At 70.6% G+C, this 15,144-nt stretch carries 16 protein-coding genes and 1 pseudogene; 5 read left to right on the forward strand and 12 right to left on the reverse strand.

Annotated elements, in window-relative coordinates:
* Positions 1-51 precede the first annotated feature (51 nt).
* Together ATL41_RS05635 and ATL41_RS05640 are read left to right on the forward strand one after the other, a co-directional pair.
* Entirely contained in the window at positions 52-960 is a 909-nt protein-coding gene (locus tag ATL41_RS05635) for an AEC family transporter (RefSeq protein ID WP_342744447.1), read from the forward strand.
* Between the two features lie 58 nt (positions 961-1,018).
* Positions 1,019-2,173: pseudogene (locus ATL41_RS05640) on the forward strand (FAD-binding dehydrogenase); the annotation flags it as partial.
* 256 nt (positions 2,174-2,429) lie between these two features.
* Here ATL41_RS05640 and ATL41_RS05645 read toward each other — a convergent pair.
* The 9 genes from ATL41_RS05645 to ATL41_RS05685 all read right to left on the reverse strand — a co-directional run bounded on the left by ATL41_RS05645 (position 2,430) and on the right by ATL41_RS05685 (position 9,937).
* A complete protein-coding gene (locus ATL41_RS05645) occupies positions 2,430-2,981 on the reverse strand; it encodes a CueP family metal-binding protein (protein ID WP_098458945.1) in 552 nt (183 codons plus the stop codon).
* A gap of 85 nt (positions 2,982-3,066) precedes the next feature.
* Positions 3,067-5,226, reverse strand: coding sequence for a heavy metal translocating P-type ATPase (locus ATL41_RS05650; RefSeq protein ID WP_098457606.1), 2,160 nt, complete (start codon positions 5,224-5,226; stop codon positions 3,067-3,069).
* 118 nt (positions 5,227-5,344) lie between these two features.
* Positions 5,345-5,986: a DUF305 domain-containing protein gene (locus tag ATL41_RS05655; RefSeq protein WP_245854646.1), complete on the reverse strand. Its 642-nt coding sequence runs from the start codon at positions 5,984-5,986 to the stop codon at positions 5,345-5,347.
* 96 nt (positions 5,987-6,082) lie between these two features.
* On the reverse strand, positions 6,083-6,484 hold the full coding sequence (locus ATL41_RS05660) for a four-helix bundle copper-binding protein (protein ID WP_098457607.1): 402 nt from the start codon (positions 6,482-6,484) through the stop codon (positions 6,083-6,085).
* Positions 6,485-6,679: 195 nt separating this feature from the next.
* Positions 6,680-7,072 carry a hypothetical protein gene (locus tag ATL41_RS05665; RefSeq protein ID WP_245854648.1) on the reverse strand — a complete coding sequence of 131 codons (393 nt, stop codon included), beginning with the start codon at positions 7,070-7,072 and terminating at the stop codon, positions 6,680-6,682.
* Between the two features lie 111 nt (positions 7,073-7,183).
* Positions 7,184-7,807, reverse strand: a complete 624-nt coding sequence (locus ATL41_RS05670) for a DUF305 domain-containing protein (protein WP_168448211.1) — start codon at positions 7,805-7,807, stop codon at positions 7,184-7,186.
* 225 nt (positions 7,808-8,032) lie between these two features.
* A complete protein-coding gene (locus ATL41_RS05675) occupies positions 8,033-8,659 on the reverse strand; it encodes a redoxin domain-containing protein (protein ID WP_098457609.1) in 627 nt (208 codons plus the stop codon).
* Positions 8,656-9,639, reverse strand: a complete 984-nt coding sequence (locus ATL41_RS05680; protein WP_098457610.1) for a cytochrome c biogenesis CcdA family protein — start codon at positions 9,637-9,639, stop codon at positions 8,656-8,658. Before ATL41_RS05680 ends, ATL41_RS05675 begins: the two co-directional genes overlap by 4 nt.
* Before the next feature lies 1 nt (position 9,640).
* Positions 9,641-9,937 (reverse strand): glutaredoxin, encoded by a 297-nt coding sequence (locus tag ATL41_RS05685; protein ID WP_098457611.1) that lies wholly within the window; start codon positions 9,935-9,937, stop codon positions 9,641-9,643.
* Positions 9,938-10,026: 89 nt separating this feature from the next.
* Between ATL41_RS05685 and ATL41_RS05690 the strand changes: the two genes are divergently transcribed.
* Both ATL41_RS05690 and ATL41_RS05695 read left to right on the forward strand, forming a co-directional pair.
* Complete coding sequence (locus ATL41_RS05690; RefSeq protein ID WP_098457612.1) at positions 10,027-10,800, forward strand: response regulator transcription factor; 774 nt, start codon at positions 10,027-10,029, stop codon at positions 10,798-10,800.
* Positions 10,797-11,915 carry a sensor histidine kinase gene (locus tag ATL41_RS05695; protein ID WP_425432656.1) on the forward strand — a complete coding sequence of 373 codons (1,119 nt, stop codon included), beginning with the start codon at positions 10,797-10,799 and terminating at the stop codon, positions 11,913-11,915. The genes ATL41_RS05690 and ATL41_RS05695 overlap by 4 nt, the downstream gene beginning before the upstream one ends.
* A gap of 2 nt (positions 11,916-11,917) precedes the next feature.
* On the opposite strand, the gene ATL41_RS05700 is transcribed toward ATL41_RS05695, so the two are convergent.
* From ATL41_RS05700 to ATL41_RS05710, 3 genes are all read right to left on the reverse strand, one after another.
* Positions 11,918-12,166, reverse strand: a complete 249-nt coding sequence (locus ATL41_RS05700; protein ID WP_098457613.1) for a hypothetical protein — start codon at positions 12,164-12,166, stop codon at positions 11,918-11,920.
* Positions 12,163-12,387: a hypothetical protein gene (locus ATL41_RS05705; RefSeq protein ID WP_245854652.1), complete on the reverse strand. Its 225-nt coding sequence runs from the start codon at positions 12,385-12,387 to the stop codon at positions 12,163-12,165. Before ATL41_RS05705 ends, ATL41_RS05700 begins: the two co-directional genes overlap by 4 nt.
* Before the next feature lie 460 nt (positions 12,388-12,847).
* Positions 12,848-14,398, reverse strand: coding sequence for a SulP family inorganic anion transporter (locus ATL41_RS05710; protein ID WP_425432657.1), 1,551 nt, complete (start codon positions 14,396-14,398; stop codon positions 12,848-12,850).
* A 198-nt stretch (positions 14,399-14,596) separates the two neighbouring features.
* Between ATL41_RS05710 and ATL41_RS05715 the strand changes: the two genes are divergently transcribed.
* A complete protein-coding gene (locus ATL41_RS05715; protein ID WP_181010232.1) occupies positions 14,597-14,980 on the forward strand; it encodes a MerR family transcriptional regulator in 384 nt (127 codons plus the stop codon).
* Positions 14,981-15,144 lie beyond the last annotated feature (164 nt).

Genomic DNA, 15,144 nt, shown 5'->3' on the forward strand with positions numbered 1-15,144 from the left:
ACGCGGTCGCCGGGCCGCGCGGGACCCGGGAGAATGGCAGGTGTGACCGACATGCTGCAGGGCTTCACGATCATCGCCGTCGTGATCCTCGTCGGCTTCGTCGTCGGCCGGATCGGCCTCCTCGGGCCTGCTGCCCGGCCGGTCATCGCGCGCCTCACGTTCTTCGTGCTCGCGCCGTCGCTGCTGTTCACGATCATGCTCGAGGCCGACGTCGCGGACCTCGTGTCCCCGCTCGTCGGAGCGTCGGTCGCGGCCGCGCTCGGCGCGTTCGGGCTGTACTCGCTCGTCGCGCGGCTCGTCTGGAGGAGGCGGGTCGCGGACACGGTCGTGGGTGCCCTCGGCGCGGGCTACGTCAACGCGAACAACATCGGCCTCCCGGTCGCCGGGTACGTCCTCGGCGACGCGACGCTCATGGCCCCGGTGATCCTGGTCCAGCTCCTCGTGTTCTCCCCTGTCGCGCTCACGCTGCTCGACGCGTCGACGTCCGGCGTCGTGACGCTGCGGCGCGTCCTCGCGCAGCCGGTGCGCAACCCGATCATCATCGCGTCGGCGGCGGGCCTCGCCCTGTCGGTGCTCGGCGTCGACCTGCCCGACGCCGCGGTCGAGCCGTTCCGGATCGTCGGGGGCGGCGCGGTGCCGCTCATGCTCATCGCCTTCGGCATCTCCCTCGCGGGCCAGCGGATCCTCGAGCCGGGGGCGCAGCGCCGCGACGCGATCCTCGCGTCGTCGATCAAGCTGCTCGTCATGCCCGCGCTCGCCCTGCTCGTCGGGACCGTCCTGGGCCTGCACGGCCACGACCTGTTCGTCGTCGTGACGCTCGCGGCTCTGCCGACGGCGCAGAACGTCTTCAACTACGCGCAGCGCTACGACGCCGCCGAGGTGCTCGCGCGCGACACGATCGCGGTGACGACGCTCGGTGCGCTGCCGGTGCTCATGGTCGTCGCCGCGACCCTGCACTGACGCCCGTCGGAAGGCCAGCACCCGCGCGCCGTCCCTGCCCAGCGGCTACTGTCCGACCATGGCTGACAACGACGTCATCATCATCGGCGCGGGGCTGTCCGGCCTCGTCACCGCCGCCACCCTCACCGCGCGCGGCACGCGCGTCACGCTGCTCGACGCCGAGCCGCTCGCCTCGCTCGGGGGCCAGGCCTACTGGTCGTTCGGCGGGCTGTTCCTCGTCGACTCCCCCGAGCAGCGCCGGCTCGGCGTCAAGGACTCAGCCGAGCTCGCGTTCGACGACTGGCTCGGCTCCGCGCAGTTCGCCCCCGGCGCGGAGCGCGGCGAAGGGCCCGACCGGTACGGCTACGCGTGGGCGCGCCGCTTCGTCGACTTCGCCGCGGGCGAGATGCGCCCGTGGCTGCACGGCATGGGCGTGCGCTGGTTCCCGCTCGTGCAGTGGGCCGAGCGCGGCGGTCACCTCGCGGGCGGCCACGGCAACTCCGTGCCGCGCTTCCACGTCACGTGGGGCACGGGGCCGGGCATCCTCGAGCCGTTCGTGCAGGCGGCCGTCGACGCGCACCGCGCGGGGCTGCTCGAGCTGCGCACGCGCCACCGCGTGACAGGGCTCGTCACGACGGACGGTCGCGTCACCGGCGTGCGCGCGGACGTGCTCGCGCCCGACGGCGCAGGTCGAGGTGAGCCGTCGAACCGTGAGGTCGTGCGCCAGGTCGAGCTGGGCGCGGGCGCCGTCGTCGTCGCGACCGGCGGCATCGGAGCGAACCACGACCTCGTGCGGGCCTCGTGGCCCGCGAGCGCGGGCCATCTGCCCGACGAGATGCTCTCGGGCGTGCCCGACTCGACCGACGGCGAGATGCTCGCACGCGCGACCGAGGCTGGCGCGGCGCTCGTGCACACGGACCGGATGTGGCACTACCCCGAGGGCATCGCGATGCACACTCCGGTCTGGTCGCGGCACGGTATCCGCATCCTGCCCGGGCCGTCGTCGCTGTGGCTCGACGCCGACGGCGGCCGCCTGCCCGCCCCGCTCTTCCCCGGGTTCAACGCGCTCGGTGCGCTGCGGCACCTCACCGGGCGCGGCGACTCCTACTCGTGGTTCGTGCTCAACCGGCAGATCATGGAGACCGAGTTCGCCCTGTCGGGCTCGGACCAGAACCCCGACCTGACGGGGAAGGACCTGCGCCTCCTCGCGGAGCGCGTGCTGCCGGGCGCTGTGACTTCTAGCGGAAGATGGCGGGCTTCTGCCGAAGCTAAGTGGCGGTGCCCGGCCGGGGCGTTCCGTCCGGAAACTGTGGTGATTCTTCGATAGCGCGGGGTCATGACCGCACCGCAGCGGTGCACTGTCGCCCGCGACTCGGACCTGTGGTTGCCGCGGCCAACCTCGGCCCAATGCCGCGGAGCTGAGCAACAGCCCCGGCTTCCGTGCGTCGACGGCTACCGGAGGCCGAGCCCGCTCGGAGCGGCCGTGTCGATCAGGTGAGTTGGAGGGTGGTCACACAGGTCGGGCTGCCCTCGGTCGTGCTGAACGGAACGTTGCCGCTCAGGTCGCCCTGAGTGATCTCGATCGTTCCCTCGACGTCTTCAGGGAGCCAGTAGCCGACGAACCCGTTGGCGTAAGTCGTGGCGCTCTCCTCGACGAGGACCGCGCCGTCGGCGTCGGTGATCCTCACGTCCACCGGCTCGTCGACCAGTTCGCCCTGGCAGGTGGCGAGGCTGTGGAAGTAGCACTCGTGCGTGGTCTCGATGTACGGGGCGATCGACACGTAGAACTGGTTGTCGTCGAGGGGGACGGCGATCTCCGTGGTTCCGTCGCCGACGAGCACCTCGTCCTCGCGCACGGAAGCCGTGAAGTCCAGTGGCCGGCTCTCGGTGGAGGCGTCGAGCTGCGTGACGATCTCCTGACCGGTCAAGCCGTCGAGACCGAGATCGGCGAGTACGTCATCCTCTGACGTCGTGGTGGAGCAGCCGACGAGCAGAGCGGCACTGGCGACGACGAGGGTCGCGAGGTGGAACCGAGAACGCATGTGGAGATCCTCGCTCATGTTTCGTGCAGCACGAGGACGACCGACGGCGTATCCGCGATGAAGGTTCAATGAAGACGGCGCTGGTTCAGGCAGTTGGCACCGCCGTCCGGGAAGGCGGTCCGACGCGCGGGGCCCTGTGGGCTGCGGCTGTCGAGGCCTCCGGGCTCAGGTCGAGGCGACGCAAGAGCTGAGCGTTCGCGGCGACTACCACGGTGGACAATGACATGAGGATCGCGCCGATCTCCATCGGTAGGACGAAGCCGATCGGCGCGAGGACTCCGGCGGCGAGGGGGACGGCAGCGATGTTGTAGCCGGCGGCCCACCACAGGTTTTGCGTCATCTTTCGGTAGCCCTCACGCGAGAGCTGGATGACCGACAGGACGGAGCGAGGGTCGTCGGAGGCGAGGATGACCCCCGCCGACGCGATGGCGACGTCGGTGCCGGCTCCGATGGCGACGCCCACGTCGGCCTGGGCCAGGGCGGGTGCGTCGTTGACGCCGTCGCCGACCATCGCCACGGTCTGCCCGGCACCCTGCAGGGAGGCGACCTTGCTGCTCTTGTCCTCGGGGCGGACGCCCGCGAACACCTGATCGATGCCGAGCTCGGCACCCACGGCCCTGGCGACTGGCTCGGCGTCGCCGGTGATCATCACGACGCGGATGCCGAGTGCGTGGAGGGCGTCGACCGCCTCGCGAGACTCCTGACGTACCTCGTCGGCGAGCCCGAGCGCTCCGGCCACCTGGCCGTCGACCACCACGTGCAGCACGATCTGCCCGCGATCGGACCAGGGCTGGGTCGCCGGTAGGGGAGCGAGCCCGTGCTCCGTCAGGAGGTTCGGCCCGCCGACGGCGACGCGGCGTCCCTCCACGGTGGCGGAGACGCCGACCGCCGTGGAGGCCCGGAAGTCCTCGGCGCGGGGAACGCTGAGCCCCCGGTGGTGTGCAGCGGCGGTGATCGCACGCGCGAGGGGGTGCTCGCTGTCGGCCTCCGCGGCGGCGGCGAGCGCGAGGAGCTCTTCGTCACCGATCCCGGTGGTGGCGATGTCGTGCAGGGCGGGCTCGCCCTTGGTGAGCGTCCCGGTCTTGTCGAACAGGACGGTGTCCACCACGCGCATCCGCTCGAGTGCGGCGCGGTCCTTGATCAGCACGCCGCCGCGGGCAGCGCGCTCGGTGGAGATCGACACCACCAGCGGGATGGCGAGCCCGAGGGCGTGCGGGCAGGCGATGACGAGGACCGTGATGGCGCGGATGATCGCGAAGTCCGGTGTGCCGACGGCGCTCCAGATCGCGACGGTGATGATGGCGGCGACCAGGGCGAACCAGAACAGCCACCCGGCGGCGCGGTCGGCCAGCAGCTGCGCACGCGTCGTGGACGACTGCGCCTGCGCGACCAGACGCTGGATCCCGGCCAGCACGGTCGAGTCACCGACGGCGTCGACCCTCACCCTCAGGGCGCTGTCGGTCGAGACCGTCCCCGCGACGACCTGGTCGCCGACGGTCCGACGTACGGGCCGCGACTCGCCCGTGATCATCGACTCGTCGACGTCGGCGGCGCCGTCGACGACCTGCCCGTCCGCCGGGACCCGAGCACCCGGGCGGACGACGACGACGTCTCCCAGGACGAGCGAGGACGGCGGCACCGCGACGACCGAGTCGCCGTCGACCTTCTCCGCCTCGTCGGGGAGGAGCGCCGCGAGGGAGTCGAGGGCGGAAGAGGTCTGCGCCAGCGACCGCATCTCCAGCCAGTGGCCGAGCAGCATGATCACGACAAGGAGGGCGAGCTCCCACCAGAACTCCAGCTCGTGCGAGAGCACGCCGAGGGTCGCCGCCCAGGAGGCGATGAACGCGACGGTGATCGCCATCCCGACGAGCACCATCATCCCGGGCTTGCGGCCCCGGAGCTCGGCGACGGCCCCCGTGAGGAAGGGCCGTCCACCCCACAGGTAGATGGCCGTGCCGAGGACCGGCGCGACCCAGGCGAGCCCCGGGACGTCAGGGAGGCTGTACCCGAGCAGGTCGGCGAACATCCCGCTGAGCAGCACCGCCGGCACGGCTAGCGCGAGATTGATCCAGAACAGGCGCCGGAACAGCGCCACGTGGTCACCGTGATTTCCGCCGTGCGCACCGTGCCCGCCGTGGCGGTCTTGAGCGCGCAGATCCGTCTCGCCGGCCGTCCGATCATCCCGATGGCCGGCACGGTTGTGACGGCCGCCGTGCATGTCGTGGCTCTGGTGCGCTTCGCTCATGGCTCTTCTCCTCGACCCGTGCTTCGCATCGAGTATACCCCACGGGGGTATGGCGAGGAACTGCGCACGCGCGGCGGCTATTCCCGTCGTCGCACCGCTCGACGACGGATGGGTCAGATCAGGGGGCCGGGCACGAGCGGAGCGCGGTGCCCTCGACGCCCGGTACGGGGCGTGCCTCCGCCTCGGCCGCCGTCGTCGCGATGCCGTTGCGCTCGATGTCCTCGATGAGCCAGTCCATCTCGGCAATCTCCCGCTGCTGGGCTTCGATGATCTCGACGGCGAGCCTGCACACCCGGACGTCGTCGATCTGCGCCCGCTCCGAGCGGGTGATCGCCAGGGAGTGGTGGGGGATCATCGCGCGCATGAACGCGGTGTCGCCGACCGTGGCCTGACTGCGGTCGAGCACGACGCCGCCGACGAGGAGCAGCACGCTGACGGCGACGACCGCGATGTTCGCCTTGGCGTTCTTGTACATGTTCAGCATCCAGGCAAGCATGATCAGGCCCATGGTGCCGCCCATGGTGACCGCCATGAAGACGCGGCTCTGGCTGAACCGGACGTGGTCGAGCTCCCACGAGCCGACGAACATCACGAAGTACATGACCACCATGGCGGTGAGGATCATGGCGGCGAACCGCAGGTACATGCCCTTCATCTGATGGCTTTGCCCACCGCTGTGGTGCTCACCCCGGCGGCTGGCGTCGTCACCGTCGTTGTCCTCCTTCTTCGACTCGCCATCGTGCTCGCTGTGCATAGACATCGCTGCGCCTCCTCGTCTTGCTGCTACGTGCTGGGGTGCCGGGCGGGCTCACGCGGTGCTGCGGGCGCGCTGCCCGTCGGCACCGCGCGACCACGCTCAGCGGATGGCCGCGAGGAGCTCGGCGCAGGCGGCCTCGCAGTCCCGGCACGCCTCGGCGCAGACGCGGCAGTGCTCGTGCATGCCCGCGTGCTGCTCGCACTCATCACCACACGCCCGGCAGGCGGCGATGCAGGCCTCGAGGTGGGCCCGGGTGATGTTGGTGTCGTAACTGGTGTGGCGGGACAGGATCCGCGCCGTGGCCGCGCAGCTGTCGGCGCAGTCGAGGTTGGACCGGATGCACTTGCGCAGGTCCGCGACCATCTCCTCGCTCAGGCACGCGTCCGCGCACGCGGTGCACGCCTGCGAGCAGGCGACGAGGGTCTCGATGACGCGGGCCAGCAACTGTCGGTCGAGGTTGATGGTTGCGGGGTAGGTCTCGAGCATCTCCGTGGTCTTCACGTCGTTCCTCCTCGGTCGAGATGCGGTGCGTTGATCGCGCGCCGCGGGTACCTTTTCGACGCTAAGGAGGCGCCTGCGTGCTCGCGCGGCGAGAGGGCGCGGGTGGCCATGAAGCTTCGATGAAGATGCGCACTGCTCGGGACGACGAGTCGTGCGCACGGCGGGCAGGGCAGCACCTGGGCCTCGTGCTGACGACTACGCCGAAGGGCCCCCGGACACCGCGTCGGACCGCTGGATGACGTTGCTGGCCAGCCCACCCGGCAGTTCCGTAGCGCCCGGGCCACCGGAGCGCAGCCAGTCCGCGAGCTCGGCGGTTGCCTCGTCCCCGGCGAGGCGCTCGAACCACACCGGCCGTGCGCCGGCACCGCGGCTGGCACGGGTCGGACGAGCGACCACGGCGTCGCCGCATTCGCACAAGTCGAGGCACTCGACCGTCGTGAGGCGTGCGACGCCGGATTCGGCGAGGCGCTGCAGCCGCTGCAGCTGGCCACCCGCCTCTGTGTCACTCTCGCCCAGTGTTTCCCCGGCGCAGAGACTGCACGCAGTTAGACCGGGCAGGTCCTTCCAGATCGGACTGGAGTTCGCCATCAGGCGACGATACTTCCGCCCCGATTCCTTCGCCGCAGGGTCGGTGGCAGACGCACACGACAGGAGGCCCCCCTCTCATGCGGGTGGCCTCCTGCCGGTCGTGCTCGGTGCTCAGAGGGACCGCAGCAGGTTCTCCATCTCGGTGATCTCTGTGTTCTGGTCGTCCCTGATCGTCCGGGCGAGCGCCAGGGCGTCGGAGTCTGCGCCCTCGCCGATCTGAGTTTGGGCCATCTCGATGGCTCCGCGGTGGTGGGCGACCATGAGCTCGAGGAACTTCCGGTCGAACTCGACCCCCTCGAGGCCGGCCAGGGTGGTCATCGCCTCCTCCTGGTCCATGCCGTCCATGTCCATTCCGCCGTGGTCCATGCCGCCGTGCTCAGCGCCAGCGGGCAGCTCCTCGTCCCACGTCTGCAGCCAGCCGGACATGAGCTCGATCTCCGGGCCCTGCGCTGCAGCGATTCGCTCTGCGAGGGTGCGCACCTCCTCGGTGGAGGCGCGCTCGACCGCGAGCTCGGCCATCTCGAGCGCTCCCTGGTGGTGGACGATCATCATCTGCGTGAACTCGACGTCCGCGGCGTTGTGCTCGGTCGTCTCCTCGGCTTCCTCGCTGCTCGAGGACTCGGGCGCCGCGGGCGGTTCCGCGGTCGGCTCCTCGCCTGTGGAGCAGGCGGCAAGGGTGGCTGTCAGGGCCAGGATTGCTGTGGTCGCGGCGAGGCGCCGGCGCGTCGCGCTCATCAAGGGGTGGTTCCTTCCCAGGATCGGTGTACTCGGTATCGGTCAGGCTGAGGTGCTGGTCGCGCAGCAGGTGTCCGCGCCCTGAGCGCCCTCGCCGCAGCAGCTGTCGCTGACCGTGGCGGCCGTGCTCGGGGTCGTGGTGGTCGCAGTGGTGGTGTCCTGGCAGCAGCCCATCGGGCTCTCCTTCGTTGTGTCGGTGACGCGCGTCAGGTCGGACGGTGATGGTTATAGGCGGGCGGTCACCTCCTTGAGCAGGTCGGCGGGGGCGAGCCACATGGACGGGTAGTTGCCGTGCCATAGCTGGTTGCCCTCGGCGTCGATCAGGACGAACCCGTGCCCCGGGAGTCCTTCGTGCATGCCCTTGCCGAGGGTGTCGTAGGCAGCGGAGACGGTGCCGTCGTCGAGCAGGAACGGTGCCTGGACGCCGAGGCGTTCGCGGTGGGCGTTGATCTGGTCGGCGGTGTTCATCACGATCGGCAGCACGGTGATGCCAGCTTCGGCGAACGCGGGGTCCTTCTCGATCTCGGCCATCTGCAGCAGGCAGGAGTCGCACCCGGCGCCCTCGTTGAAGTACAGGACGACCGGCTCGCCGCGGAAGTCCGCCAGCGAGACGCTCGAGCCGTCCGAGGCCGGCAGGGTGAAGTCCGGTGCGACACGGACGTCGCTCGAGGTGGTCGGCTGGGAGGTGATCAGCGCGATCGCGACGATGATCCCGATGATCAGCGCGGCCGCGCCCCAGGCGGCCCAGCTCAGGCGCTGGCGGCGCCGTGCAGCACCGGCCTGGGTCTGCTGGATCTCGGCGAGGCCCTGCTGGCGTTCGGCGAGGCGGCGGGTGGCGGTTCCGGAGGTCATCGGGTCACTTCTTCCGTGGTCGGGGTGGCGTGGCAGGACGGGACAGGCGCGGCTGGGCCGTCGCTCGACCCTGCAGCTGCCGTGGCGGTTGCCGGGGCGGTGCTCTTCGGCTGTCCCGGGCGGCGCCGGTCGACGAGCGTCGCCCAGATGAACACGGCGGCGACCGCGAGCAACGCCAACCCCTGCAGGGGTTCAGGCACCGGGGACAGGAACTCCTGGACCGCGGCGAACACGTCGGTCAGGGTGCGGCTGGCGGCGTCCTGGAACGCCGAGCCGCCGGTCATGTCCTTGCTGCCGGCCAGTGCGATGACGAACACGCCCATCACCGCGAACCCGACCGCGACGGCGATGTTCAGGGTGTTGGTGACCAGGGTGCGGCCCGCGACGCACAGCCGGACGGTTCTTGCCTGGAACAGCTTGCGCTCACCGAGGCGCGCCTTGTCCCAGACCATGGCCATCACGAACAGCGGGAAGACCATGCCGAACACGTACGCCAGCCCCAGGGCCAGCCCCCCGATGGGAGACCCAGACAGGATCGACAGAGTCATCACCCCGGCCAGGACCGGTGCGCAGCACGAGGAAGCGATCCCGGAGAACACCCCGAGGGAGAAGAAGCTCGCGGTGTCACCACGGGTGGTGTCCGGGGCGCGCAGGAAGGAGGGCAAGGACCACATCCGACCCGACAGGGCCAGGCCCGCCAGGGCGATCATCAGCAGGCCACCTGCCCAGTACAACGTGGCGTGGTACTGGGCGATCGCGCCGGCGAGCAGGCTCATCCCCAGGGTGATCGGCACCAGCACCACCGCCAGGCCCGCCGCGAAGACGAAGGTCAGCGGCAGCAGCCGCCACCTGGCGTTCTTGACCGCACCGGCGAGGTAGGACGGCGCCAGGAAGACGATGCAGCACGGGGCGAACAGGGCCACCCCGCCGGCGAAGAACGCCGCCAGGATGCTCCCGGTCGTCAGCAGCTCGCTGCCCATCTCAGGCCCCGACCGCTGGGACACGCCGGCTGTGCAGGGCCTTGGTGAGCTTCTTGCGCGGCAGGCGCCCGGCGGAGAAGAACTCCCCGTCCACCAGCACCAACGGGTTCATCGCCGGGCGGTGCTCGGCGACCAGGGCCCGGCCCTCGTCCGTCTGGATGCCGACGCTGCGGACCACCAGCGGGAAGTCGCCGGCCAGGGCCGCCAGGGCCTCCTCGGCGTCATGGCAGAAGTGGCACGCCGGGGCGTGGACGACGGTGACGACGACCGGTGGGTCGGCGGGCTCGGTGGTGGACACGGGTTTCTCCTGCGGGAGGTCGCGGATCGGGACGTGTAAAGCGTCGACGCGTCGCACCGAAGGACCGGTCGCCCTTGGATCAAGGTTCGATGAAGGTCCCCGGCCGGCGTCCGGCCACAGTCCACAATGGCCAGGTGACCCCCATCCCAGACACCACGACCACAGCGCGGCGCGCGGTCGTCATCGATGACGAGCAGGCCCTGGCCCGGCTCGTGGCCGGCTACCTCGAACGGGACGGGTTCGAGGTCAGCGTGACCCATGACGGCGCGCAGGCCGTCGAGGTGCTGCGCGAGGTCGATCCCGACGTCGTCGTGCTGGACCTGGGCCTTCCCGGACTAGATGGGATCGAGGTGTGCCGTCAGCTGCGCACGTTCTCCGACTGCTACGTGATCATGCTGACCGCCCGCGCCGAGGAGGTCGACACCCTCATCGGCCTGTCGGTCGGTGCTGACGACTACATGACCAAGCCCTTCAGTCCGCGCGAGCTCATGGCCCGCGTCGCAGTCCTGCTCCGCCGGCCGCGTCGACCCGCTACCGCGGTCGCAGCGGCGGCGCGCCCCGCTGTGGAGGTCGGTGCGCTACGGCTCGACGTCGACGCCCGCGAGGTGCACCTCGAAGGCCGCTTGGTGCCGTTGACCCGCACCGAGTTCGACGTCCTCGCCGCACTCGCCTCTGGCCCCGGACGGGTGTTCAGCCGCCGGGCTCTGATCGAGGAGGTCTGGGGGGCGAACTGGGTCGGTGACGAGCACCTCGTCGACGTCCACGTGCTGCACGTGCGCCAGAAGCTGGGCGACAGCGCTGAGCGCCAACAGTTCGTGCGCACGGTTCGAGGTGTCGGGTACCGGATCGGCACCGGGGAGTGAAGGCGATCCCGACGGCATCGCGGTGGGGCCTTGCCGGCCGCCTGCTCATCGCGCTCGTCATCGTGCTCGCGACCGCTGCCCTGACAGCGTGGCTGGTGGCCTCCGCCGTGGGTCCAAGCCTGTTCCACGAGCACATGATGCGCGCCGGCCTGGAGGACCACGACGACGCCGTCCTGCACGCCGAGCGGGCCTTCCGCGACGCAAGCACCGTCTCCCTGGCCCTGGCCCTGGGCGCCGCCACCGTTGCCTCCGCCGCCGTGAGTCTCGTGCTCGCGCGCCGTATCGGTCGGTCCCTCGCGGCCGTGGCCACCGCTGCGGCCCGCCTGGGCGCCGGTCGGTACGAGTCCCGCGTCCCAGCTGCAGGCCTGGGCGCGGAGTTCGACGACCTCGCCGAGTCGTTCAACGCCATGGCCGCCCGGTTGCAGGAGGCCGAGCGGCTGCGGGCCCGGCTCCTGGCCGACGTCGCGCACGAGGTCCGCACCCCCGTCGCGACCATCGCCGGATACCTCGAGGCCGTGGAGGACGGTCTGCAGCCGATGGACGAGCCCACGATGGCCGTGCTGCGCGACCAGGCCTCGCGCCTGACCCGGCTGGCGCGCGACCTCGCCGCGGTGACCCACGCTGAGGCCGGTGACCTAGCCCTGACGCTCGAACCGCTGACCCCCGACGAGCTGCTCGTTGCGACCGCCGGCACATGGAGAGAGCGCGTGACCGCCGCCGGGGTCGACCTGCGGGTCCAGGTCGACCCCGAGCTCGGACACGTCCGTGTGGACCGCCAGCGCATGGGCCAGGTCCTGGACAACCTGGTCGCCAACGCACTGCGTCACACCCCGGCCGGGGGCACGATCACCCTCCGCGCGACCGACGATCACCAGCGGGTGGCGCTACACGTGGCCGACACCGGTGCCGGCATCGCGGCGGAGCACCTGCCGCACCTGTTCGAGCGCTTCTACCGTGCCGACACCGCGCGGGACCGCGCCCACGGGGGTTCCGGCATCGGCCTGGCGATCTGCAAGGCGCTCACCGAGGCCCACGGCGGCACCATCACCGCGACGAGCGACGGCCCAGGGGCCGGCGCATCATTCACCGTCACGCTTCCGGTGCCGCCCGCCTGAGCTCAGCGGCCTCCCGGCGCCGCGCCGTGCGACGGCGACGTCATAGGCGCGTCCGTGACGTCGTGCGCGCCATGGTGGTCGTGCCCGGTGTGGCCGCGGCGGTGCATCCACACCATCATGGCGATCATCATCAGCGGGCACGCGAGCGCAGCCGCCAGCGGCAACGCCGCGCCAGGCCGCACACCAGCCGCCAGCGCCACGACCAGCACCGCCGCCGCAGCGACGACCATTCCCTTGAGGTGGCTCTTCATCGCAGTCCTTCCGATCGCGCTGGCACAGGTCCGGCGAGCTCGGCGCGAAGCCTGCGGTAGGTGTCCACATCGATCTGCCCGGCCGCCAGCCGGGCGTCGAGCACGGTCACCGCGTCCGGCTGGGGTGCCGCGGGAAATAGTCGCGTCACCGCCCACACGGCCATGCCCAGTACCGCCAGGCTCGACGCGAGGACCAGCCACCCGCCGACTCCCAGATCCACGCACCACGGCATCGGTCCGCTCCCTCTCGCGCCGGGCGCCGACGGCGCCCACCGCCCCAGGCTGCCCCGGACACCCCCAAGACGCGGTCGAGGTCCGATGAAGGCTCGATGAAAGAGACTCGTCGGGACGCAGACCCACTGGGGCAGTCGATGCCAGGCTGCTCGGGGCGCCGCGACTAGCGGCTCAACCTCAGGCCCCATCGTCGCAGTCGCCGCCATCGCGCCTTGCGCACGTGTGCCAATGGGGGTCCACGCATCCCGGCGTGGTCGCTTGGCACGATCTCGCCGTAGTTTCGGTTGGACGTGACGGAAACGATCGATTCTGGTGGGGACTCGTGAGGTAGCCACTCGAGGCGCCGAAGACTCCCACCGATTGCTGCGGGGTATCGGTTGGTTTTGGTTTAGGTGGCGGGTTTCGGTGGGCGCCTGCTGACGAAGTCGGCTACGGGAGCGTCGCCGGTTAGTGGCCGGCGCCGAGGTTGCCGGCGAGGCGGTCGTGGCGTTCGGTGCTGTCGGGGTTCATCCCGACGATGGTGACGGTCTTGCCCTTGGTCGCGTACTTGTGGCGGATGGCGTCGAGGGTCGCGACGGTGGAGGCGTCCCAGACGTGGGCGTTGGTCATGTCGATGACGACGTCGTCGGGGTCGCCGGCGTAGTCGAACTGGTAGACGAGGTCGTTGGACGAGGCGAAGAACAGCTCGCCCCGGACGGCGTAGACGCGCTGTCCGTCGTCGTCGCTGGCGTCCAGTCGGGTCACGCTGGTGAAGTGGGCGACCCGGCGGGCGAACAGGACCATCGCCACGACGACGCCGACGATGACGCCATAGGCGAGGTTGTGGGTCGCGACGGTGACGGCGACGGTCGCGAGCATCACGGCGGTCTCGGACTTCGGCATCCGGCGCAGGGTCTGCGGGTGGATCGAGTGCCAGTCCAGCGTTCCGACCGACACCATCACCATCACTGCGACGAGCGCCGCCATCGGGATGATCGCCACGATGTCGCCGAGCCCGACGACCAGGACGAGCAGGAAGACGCCGGCGAGGAACGTGGAGATGCGGGTGCGGGCCCCGGAGGCCTTCACGTTGATCATCGTCTGGCCGATCATGGCGCAGCCGCCCATGCCACCGAAGAACCCGGTGATGATGTTGGCGGCACCCTGGCCCCAGGCCTCGCGCGTCTTGTTCGAGTGGGTGTCGGTGACGTCGTCGACGAGCTTGGCGGTCAGCAGCGACTCCAGGATCCCGACTAGGGCCATCGCCAGGGCGAACGGGGCGATGATGCGCAGGGTCTCCAGGTTCAGCGGCACGTCGGGGAACAGCAGCGCCGGCAGGGACTCGGGCAGCTCGCCCTCGTCACCGACCGTGGGGACGTTGATCGCGGCCAGGACCGTCGCGGCGGTCAGCAGGACGATCGCGACCAGGGGTGCGGGCACGACGTTGGTCCAGCGCGGCAGCAGCACCATGATCGCGATGCCGACGGCGACGAGGGGGTAGACGGCCCACGGCACGTCGATCAGGTGCGGCAGCTGCGACAGGAAGATCAGGATCGCCAGGGCGTTGACGAAGCCGACCATCACCGAGCGAGGGATGAAGCGCATGAGCTTGGCGATCCCGAGCACTCCGAGCACAACCTGGATAACCCCGCCGAGGATCACGGTCGCGATGAGGTAGTCGACGCCGTACTCCCGGGCGACCGGGGCGATGACCAGGGCGATCGCTCCGGTCGCTGCCGAGATCATCGCGGGGCGGCCGCCGAGGAACGAGATCGCCACGGCCATCGTGAACGAGGCGAACAGCCCGATACGCGGGTCGACGCCGGCGATGATCGAGAACGCGATCGCCTCCGGGATCAACGCCAGCGCCACGACCAGGCCCGCCAGGACCTCGGTCTTGAGCCGGCGCGGGGAGCGCAGCGCGGCCCGGACGGAGTTGGCCTCGTCAGCCTCGGGAGCGCCGGTGGCGGGCCGCGGCGTCTCGGCCGGGTCAGAGATCCGCACAGGAGTGTTGGTCACAGAGTGTTCCGTTCACGTTCGTGGGTGCGAGCACCCCGGGGAGCAGCCCGGTGTGGGCGGCGGGAGGACGGGGCACGCCACGCTGCGCGCAAGGATGAGGGGCTGGAGCGGGACGAGATCCTGCTCGCGACCGCCGCAACTCTAACCTGACGTGACGGTAGAGTTGCAAGTCGTCATCACCCTGGAGGTTCCCCCACCATGCCTGAGCGCCAGCTGGTCGCCAGCACCATGCACATCGGGGCCGTCGCCGAGCGCACCGGTCTGTCGCTGCGAACGCTGCGCCACTACGACGAGGTCGGCCTGCTGCGCCCCACCGGCCGCACCGACGGCGGCTTCCGCCTCTACACCGACGCCGACGTGGAGCGCCTACTGCTCATCCGCCGCATGAAACCACTCGGCTTCACCCTCGAGGAGATGGCCGAACTCCTCGAGCTGGTCGACGCCCTCGCGGCCGACACCGACGACCCCAACACCCAGAAGCGCCTCGAGGAGTTCGTCGCGCGGGCCCATGAGCAGCGAGCCGACCTCGCCCGGAAGCTCGCGATGGCCGACGAGTTCATCGCACTCCTTGAGGACCGCTGACGGGCCGAGGTGATGGCCGCCTTGTAGGGATCACACAGAACACCGGAACTGATCGTTTTCGGCCGCACCCCGGGCGTCCCTGGCCGGTTGGGCTGTGAGTCGCATCGATTGATGGCGCGGTTCCAGCACGTTTCGGTGGCGGCTCGGTGTGCCGCCGTGTGCGG

Source organism: Flavimobilis soli (genome assembly GCF_002564025.1).
GTDB classification, from domain to species: domain Bacteria; phylum Actinomycetota; class Actinomycetes; order Actinomycetales; family Cellulomonadaceae; genus Flavimobilis; species Flavimobilis soli.

Excerpts from the sequence above, each read along its gene's own strand:
- ATL41_RS05635 (WP_342744447.1), top strand. The coding sequence starts at position 52 with ATGCTGCAGGGCTTCACGATCATCGCCGTCGTGATCCTCGTCGGCTTC.
- ATL41_RS05645 (WP_098458945.1), bottom strand. The coding sequence starts at position 2,981 with ATGCGTTCTCGGTTCCACCTCGCGACCCTCGTCGTCGCCAGTGCCGCT.
- ATL41_RS05650 (WP_098457606.1), bottom strand. The coding sequence starts at position 5,226 with ATGAGCGAAGCGCACCAGAGCCACGACATGCACGGCGGCCGTCACAAC.
- ATL41_RS05655 (WP_245854646.1), bottom strand. The coding sequence starts at position 5,986 with ATGTCTATGCACAGCGAGCACGATGGCGAGTCGAAGAAGGAGGACAAC.
- ATL41_RS05665 (WP_245854648.1), bottom strand. The coding sequence starts at position 7,072 with ATGGCGAACTCCAGTCCGATCTGGAAGGACCTGCCCGGTCTAACTGCG.
- ATL41_RS05670 (WP_168448211.1), bottom strand. The coding sequence starts at position 7,807 with ATGAGCGCGACGCGCCGGCGCCTCGCCGCGACCACAGCAATCCTGGCC.
- ATL41_RS05675 (WP_098457609.1), bottom strand. The coding sequence starts at position 8,659 with ATGACCTCCGGAACCGCCACCCGCCGCCTCGCCGAACGCCAGCAGGGC.
- ATL41_RS05680 (WP_098457610.1), bottom strand. The coding sequence starts at position 9,639 with ATGGGCAGCGAGCTGCTGACGACCGGGAGCATCCTGGCGGCGTTCTTC.
- ATL41_RS05690 (WP_098457612.1), top strand. The coding sequence starts at position 10,027 with ATGAAGGTCCCCGGCCGGCGTCCGGCCACAGTCCACAATGGCCAGGTG.
- ATL41_RS05700 (WP_098457613.1), bottom strand. The coding sequence starts at position 12,166 with ATGAAGAGCCACCTCAAGGGAATGGTCGTCGCTGCGGCGGCGGTGCTG.
- ATL41_RS05715 (WP_181010232.1), top strand. The coding sequence starts at position 14,597 with ATGCCTGAGCGCCAGCTGGTCGCCAGCACCATGCACATCGGGGCCGTC.